This is a genomic window from Lentzea aerocolonigenes (assembly GCF_000955955.1).
GTDB classification, from domain to species: Bacteria; Actinomycetota; Actinomycetes; order Mycobacteriales; family Pseudonocardiaceae; genus Lentzea; species Lentzea aerocolonigenes_A.
The window spans coordinates 24454-31831 of the sequence record NZ_JYJG01000294.1; the positions used below are offsets into that span (position 1 = coordinate 24454).

Genomic DNA, 7378 nt, shown 5'->3' on the forward strand with positions numbered 1-7378 from the left:
GCATGTCCATCCACCACCCGGAGCTGCGCACCGTCGCGCAGATCCCCGCCTACCACGCCGCACGACAGCCGGACACGACGGCGATCACGTGCGCCGGGCTTTCCCTCACGTACGCGCAACTCCACGCCGAGAGCAACCGGATCGCGCACGCACTGATCGCGTCCGGTACCGGTCGCGGTGACCGGATCTCCTACCTCGGCGTGGAGTCCACGCACTACTACGCGACGTACTTCGCCTGCGCGAAGATCGGCGCCGTCCTCGTGCCGGTGAACTTCCGGCTGACCAGGCCGGAGGTCGAGCACATCCTGCGCGACTCCGGCAGCACGCTGCTGTTCGTCGACGCCGACCTGCGCACCGCGGTTGACGACTCGGCGGAGATCACTGTGCTCGGCGCGTCCGCGGACGACTTCGAGGAGTGGACGAGCGGGCATCCCGACACCGACCTGCCGGCGGTGACGGGTCCGGACGACGCCGTGATCCAGCTCTACACCAGCGGCACCACCGGGTTGCCCAAGGGCGTCGTGCTGGCGCAGCGCAGTTTCTTCGCGATCCGGGACTCGCTCGCCGCGGCCGGTCTGGACTGGATCGACTGGCAGGAAGGCGATCGAAGCCTCATCGGCATCCCCGGTTTCCACGTCGGCGGCGTCTGGTGGGCGACCCAGGGCTTCTCGGCGGGCATCACCAACGTGGCGATGCCCCGCTTCGACGCGACGGGCGCGCTGAAGCTGATCGAGAGCCTCGAGGTCACCACGGCCTGCGTGGTTCCGGCCATGCTCCGCCTGCTGCTCGCCGAACCGGGAGCGAGCAAGGAGGTCTTCGCGTCGGTGCGCAAGATCGTCTACGGCGGATCGCCGATCTCCGAGGCGTTGCTGCAGGAGTCGCTGCCGGTCTTCGACTGCGACTTCGCGCAGATCTACGGCCTCACCGAGACCGGCAACACCGCTGTCTGCCTGCCGCCCGCCGACCACGTCGCGGGCAGTCACCGGCTGCGGGCCGCGGGCAGGCCGTACCCGGCGGTCGACGTGAAGGTGATCGACGACGCGGGCAGGCCGGTACCGGTCGGCGAGGTCGGAGAGGTGTGCCTGCGCACCCCGGCGCACATGACCGAGTACTGGGGGATGCCGGAGGCCACCGCGAAGACGCTGGTCGACGGTTGGATCCACACCGGTGACGCGGGCCGGCTCGACGAGGACGGCTACGTCCACATCAGCGACCGCCTCAAGGACCTGATCATCGTCGGTGGCGAGAACATCTACCCGGCCGAGATCGAGAACGTCCTCGCCAAGCATCCCGGCGTCGCCGACGTCGCGGTGATCGGCGTGCCGGACGAGAAGTTCGGCGAGGCCGTGCACGCGTTCGTCGCCGCGCGGCCCGGTGCCGACGTGCGACCGCGCGATCTCCTCGTGTTCTGCCGCGACCAGATCGCGAGCTTCAAGATCCCGTCGAAGTTCCACTTCGTCGAACGGGTCCCGCGCAACCCGAGCGGGAAGATCCTGCGCCGCGAGCTGCGCGAGCAGTTCTGGTCCGGCCGCGACCGCCAGGTCAACTGACAGGGGGAAGAATGCCTCAGCTCACCTTCGACGCGGTGCGCACCGCCGTCGCCGAACGGCTCTACCTCGAGCCGGAAGAACTGTCCGACACCGCGGACCTGTTCGACGAGGGCATGGACTCGGTGACCGTGGTCGACCTCATCGAGCAGTGGCGCGAACACGGAGCCGAGATCAGCTTCGCGGAACTGGCCGAGAAGCCCACGCTGCGGGCGTGGTGGGACGTCCTCAGGCCGGCCGGTGGCTGACTCCTGGCCGCTCACCTCGGCGCAGTACGGGATCTGGGTCGGGCAACAGCTCGACCCGGCCTCCCCCGCCTACAACACCGCCGAGTACGTCGACGTCGAAGGCACGCTCGACGTCGCCGTGCTCGCGCGGGCCATCCGGCACACGGTCCGCGAGGTCGAGGCGCTCTCCGTGCGGTTCGCCGACGGCCGTCAGCTCGTGGACCCGCCCGAGTGGCAGGTCCAGGTCGTGGACGTCAGCAACGCGGCTGATCCCCGTGCGGCGGCGGAAGCGTGGATGGCCGAGGACGTCGCACGGCCGGTCGATCTCGGTGCGGACGTGCTGTTCGCGCACGCGATCTTCCGCCTCGCCGACGAGCACCACCTCTGGTACCACCGTGTGCACCACGTTCTGCTTGACGGCTATGGCCTGTCGCTCGTCGCCAGACGCGTGGCTGACGTGTACACGGCCCTGCGTCGCGGAGAAACCCCTCCGGCGCACGAGTTCGGCACCCTGCAATCCGTGTTGGACGAGGAAGCCGCGTACCTCGCCTCTCCTGAACACGGGCGGGACGCGGAGTTCTGGGCGGAGTACCAGGAAGACCGTCCCGCGCCGGTGACGCTCGCGGGACGAACCGGGCTGCTCCCCCATCACGTGTTGCGCGCGAAGACCGAGGTGGACAAGTCCACAGTGGATGGTCTGCGGGCGACGGCGAGGGTTGCCGGTGGCAACTGGACGGACGTCCTGATCGCGGCCCTTTCGGCCTACGTGCACCGGATGACCGGCGCCGAGCAGGTGTCACTCGCGGTGCCGGTCATGCTGCGCACCGGTTCGGTCGCTCTGCGCGTGCCGTGCATGGTGCTCAACGTCGTCCAGCTCTACACCGACTTCAGCGGGAACCCGTCGCTGGTCGACGTCGCACGGCAGGTGTCGAAGCACCTCAAGCGCAGCCGACGCCACCACCGCTACCGCTACGAACAGCTCCGCCGCGATCTTGGCCTGCTCAACAACGAGCGCAAGCTGTTCGGCCCTTCGGCCAACATCATGCCGTTCGACTACGGCCTGCGGTTCGACGGAACGCCGGGCTCGGTGCGCAACGTCTCGGCGGGCCTCGTCGAAGATCTGGCGTTCAACGTCTACAACCGTGCGGACGGCACGGGTCTGAGCATCGCCCTCGACGGCAACCCGAACTCCTACGACCTCGAGGACCTGACCGCGCACACCGAACGGATCAGCACCTTCCTGCGCAGGCTGCTCGACCACCCCGACGCACCTGTCGCCGAGGCGGACCTGCTGCTGGACCGCGAGCGTGCGGCGCTGGACTCGTGGAACGCCACCGAACGCGCCTGGCCGGACGGCACGATCGACGACCTCCTCGCCGTCAGGGTCGCGCAGACCCCGGACCGGACCGCGCTCGTCGCGGCCGATCGCGTGTCGCTGACGTTCGCCGAACTCGACCAGCGAGTGAACCAGGTGGCCGCGCTGCTCACCGCGCGCGGTGCCAGGCCTGGCACGCGGGTGTTGCACCTGCTGCCCCGCACTGCGGACGCGGTGATCGCGTTGTTCGCCACTCTCCGGACGGGCGCGGCCTATGTCCCCGTGGACACCGAGTACCCCGCCCGGCGACTGGCGTTCCTGCTCGCGGACTCACAACCGCAGGTCATCGTCACGACCGTCGATCTCGCTGGCGGACTGCCCGCCACCACCGCCTCGGTCATCACTCTGGACGATCTGGCTGATGAGCAAGCCGCGCCGCGCACACCGGCGACACCGGACGATCCGCTGTGCCTGATCTACACCTCGGGCTCGACCGGCCGGCCGAAAGGCGCGGTGATCACCCATCGCGGCATGGTCAACCTGTTCCACCACCACCGCACGACCATGATCGAACCCGCCGAGCTCTCGCACGGCGTGCTCAGGGCCGCACTGACCGCCTCGCTGTCGTTCGACACGTCGTGGGAAGGCCTGCTGTGGCTTCTCGCTGGCCACGAACTGCACTTCATCGCCGACGACGTGCGGCGCGACCCGGCCGCGCTGCTCCGCTACGTCGACACGCACCGGATCGGTTTCCTCGACATCACCCCGACCTACGCCGAGGAGCTGCTCAGCGCAGGCATGCTGGACGAGGGACGCCACCGCCCGCCCGTGATCGCGCTGGGCGGCGAGGCGACCGGACCGGCCCTCTGGACGGCGATGCGCGAGGCCACCGGCATCACCACCTACAACCTGTACGGGCCCACCGAGTGCACTGTGGACACCGTGTGGTCCCGGCTCTCCTGCAGCCCGACGCCGATCATCGGCACACCCGTCGCGAACACCCGTTGCCACGTCGTCGATCAGCACATGCGGCTCGTTCCTCCTGGTGTGGTCGGGGAACTGTGCCTCGGCGGCACACCGCTGGCACTGGGTTACCACGACCGGGACGAGCTCACCGCCGAGAAGTTCGTCGCCTGGCAGGGAGAACGTCTCTACCGCACCGGCGATCTGGTGCGGTGGCGCCCGGACGGCGTGCTGGAGTACCACGGCAGGGCCGACGACCAGGTCAAGATCCGCGGCTTCCGGATCGAACCGGGCGAGGCCGAGGCGGTGCTGGCCGCTCACCCGGCCGTCGCGCAGGTCGCTGTCGTGCCGCGCGAGGGCCCCGGCGGCGATCGGCTGGTGGCGTACGTCGTGCCGAGCGACGAAACCCCGGACGCCGCCGAGCTGCGGGCCCACGCGGCCGCTCAGCTGCCGGATCACCTCGTACCGCCGGTGTACGTGGTGCTGGACCGGCTTCCGCTCACCGTCAACGGCAAGCTGGATCGCGCGGCACTGCCGGAGCCGACGCTCACGACCAGCCAGGGACGCAAGCCGGACACCGAACGGGAACGAGCACTCGCGGCCCTGTTCGCCGACACCCTCGACATCGAGGACGTCGGCGCCGAGGACGACTTCTTCGTGCTGGGCGGGCATTCGCTGCTCGTCGCGAAACTGCTCAGCCGCATTCGCACCGAGTTCGGCGTGCGGCTGGGCTTGCGTGACGTGTTCGACTTCCCCACCGTCGCGGCACTGGCGGTGCGGCTCGATGCCGTCGCACCGCTGGCCGGGCATCCGTGGGAGGGCATCGACCTGACTGCCGAGATCGACCTCGATCCAGCCATCACCGCGGCGGACCTGCCGCGGTCCGGACGGCTCGATGCCGTGCTGCTCACCGGGGCCACCGGGTTCCTCGGCTCGTTCCTGTTGCGAGAACTGCTCGACAGCACCTCCGCACGAGTGCACGCACTCGTGCGCGCCGGGAACGAGCCGGAAGCGCTCGACCGGCTCCGCACCTCGTTGCGCCGCTTCAGCCTCTCCGCAGACGGCCTGGACCGGGTGGTTCCCGTTCCCGGCGACCTCGGACTCCCGGCCCTCGGTCTGTCCGATGTGGACTTCCGGCGACTGGCGGGCGAGGTCGACGTGGTGCTGCACAACGGCGCCAGGGTCAACCACCTCGACTCCTACCCCCGGTTGCGCGCCGCGAACGTCCAGGGCACCGCCGAGGTGCTGCGGCTCGCGACGACCGCCCGGCTCAAGCCGGTGCACTTCGTCTCCACCGTCGACACAGCGGTCGCAACGGACGGCAACCCCGCCGTCGTCCGCGAAACCCGGCGGGTCTCGGCGGACTCGTTGCTGCCCAACGGTTATGTGGCGAGCAAGTGGGTCGCCGAGGGGCTCGTGCTACGCGCAGGCGAACGTGGTGTGCCCGTCGCCGTGCACCGCCCGAGTCGCATCGGCGGCCACTCCACAACCGGAGCGGTGAGCGCCGACGACGCGTTGTGGAACCTCGTGCGCGCGATGGTCCTCATCAACGCGGCCCCGGAGAACGCCGGGTACGCCGATGTGGTGCCGGCGGATCAGGTGGCTGCGGCCGTCGTACGTTTGCTCGCGGACGACAAGACCGGCGCCACCTACCACCTGACGAGCACTCAGCCACTCGACGTGGCTCACGTGGTCGATCGGCTCCGGGACCGCGGCTACCACCTCGACACGCTCAACCGGTCTGCCTGGCTCGCCCGGCTCACCGACGCCGCCGAGAAGGCCGCGGACGAGGGCGACTTCCAGTTGTCGATCGCGGCCACCCACGCCCCGGCACTGGGCGGTTCGGGTGCGCCGGTCGTCTTCGGCCGGGACAACGCGGCCGGGAATCTCGGTGTCACGGACGCGGTGCTCGACGCCTATCTGGACCACTTCATCGACTCCGGGTTCTTCCCGGCTCACCACGGGAAGACGGCATGACTCAGATCGAGGACGGGCAGGGCGTCGGCGTGCGGAGGTGGCTCGGCCTGGCCGCCGTGCTCGCGGCCACGTTCATGGGGCAGGTGGACGGCTTCATCGTGACGGTCGCCGCCCCGTCCGTGCAGCGGGACCTCCCCGCCACGTTCGGCCAGATCCAGCTCGTCGGCGCCGGCTACGTGCTGGCGTGCGCCGCCGGACTGGTGACCGGAGGCCGGCTCGGTGACCGCTGGGGCCGCCGCAGGACGTTCCTCGTGGGCGTCGCGGTGTTCACGCTCGCCTCCCTGCTGTGCGGCCTGGCGCCGAACGCCGAGGTGCTCATCGCGATGCGGTGCGTCCAAGGGCTCGCCGCCGCGGTGTTGGTGCCGCAGGAGCTCGCGCTCATCCACGCGCTGTTCCCGCGACAGGCCCACCGTGCCCGCGCCATCGGCTGGTACAGCGTCGTCGTGGGGCTCGGTGTCATCGCCGGGCTGGGCGGCGGAGGCCTGCTGGTCCACTGGAACCCAGGCGAGCTCGGCTGGCGCACGGTGTTCCTGATCAACGTGCCGATCGGCCTGCTGATCCTGTTGCCCGGCCGTACCGCCATCGACGAGACGAGGCCGGAGAAACAGGTAGGACTCGATCTCGTCGGAGCCGGGTTGACCGCGATCGCACTGCCCTCGTTGCTGGTGCCGCTCGTGCTCGGCGTGGAACCTGGCGCCTCGGCCTGGTTGTGGCTGACGTTGCTGGTGGCGCTGGCAGCCGGAGTGGTCCTGGTCCGTCAGCAACGCGCACTGGCGGCCTCAGGCGGTGAGCCGTTGTTCCCCGGCCGCGTGCTCACCACACCGGGGATGAGGTTGCGACTGGCCGCGATCGCCACGTTCTTCGCCGGGAACGCCGGGCTGTTCCTGGTGTTCACCTACTACGTGCAGACCGGGCTGGGACGCGAACCGCTCACCGCGAGCCTGATGTTCGTGCCGCTCGGCGTGGCGTTCGCACTCGGTTCGGCGTTCAGCGCCCGCCTGGCCGGCAGGTTCGGCGACCGGTTGCCCGTCGTCGGCTGTTGCCTGCTCGCCGTCGCACTGCTGGCTCACCTCGTGGTCGTGCGCACGCCGCCGGAGTACCAAACCGTGCTGCTGGCGCTGGCGATCGGCGCGGTCGGCCTCGCGCAGGGCACGGTCGTGGCACCGGTCATCACCGGCATCTTCGCCCGCGTCGAACCGGCCGACGCGGGTGCGGCGTCCGGGGTCGCGTCGACCGTCACCCAGGTCGCGCTGGCGTCCGGCTATGCCGCGATCGGTGTCTGCTACCGCCAGGCGCTCGGTGCGACCCCTGGAGTGCGGCAGATCGCGCTCGACACCCACGTCCACGCC

General features: G+C 70.1%; 4 protein-coding genes. All 4 read left to right on the forward strand.

What is annotated here, in order from left to right:
* The first annotated feature begins 2 nt into the window (after positions 1-2).
* The gene (locus UK23_RS33635) at positions 3-1550 is read left to right on the forward strand and encodes a long-chain-fatty-acid--CoA ligase (protein ID WP_045315748.1); all 1548 of its coding nucleotides are present in this window, start codon (positions 3-5) and stop codon (positions 1548-1550) included.
* Positions 1551-1561: 11 nt separating this feature from the next.
* Positions 1562-1795 carry a phosphopantetheine-binding protein gene (locus UK23_RS33640; RefSeq protein WP_045315749.1) on the forward strand — a complete coding sequence of 78 codons (234 nt, stop codon included), beginning with the start codon at positions 1562-1564 and terminating at the stop codon, positions 1793-1795.
* Positions 1788-6029: a non-ribosomal peptide synthetase gene (locus UK23_RS33645; RefSeq protein WP_052685297.1), complete on the forward strand. Its 4242-nt coding sequence runs from the start codon at positions 1788-1790 to the stop codon at positions 6027-6029. Before UK23_RS33640 ends, UK23_RS33645 begins: the two co-directional genes overlap by 8 nt.
* On the forward strand, positions 6026-7378 hold a 1353-nt coding region (locus tag UK23_RS33650), incomplete at its 3' end, for an MFS transporter (RefSeq protein ID WP_045315750.1). The genes UK23_RS33645 and UK23_RS33650, both read left to right, overlap by 4 nt.

What these genes read in the sequence shown, in the direction of transcription:
- UK23_RS33635 (WP_045315748.1), top strand. Translation starts at nt 3, where the DNA reads ATGTCCATCCACCACCCGGAGCTGCGCACCGTCGCGCAGATCCCCGCC.
- UK23_RS33640 (WP_045315749.1), top strand. Translation starts at nt 1,562, where the DNA reads ATGCCTCAGCTCACCTTCGACGCGGTGCGCACCGCCGTCGCCGAACGG.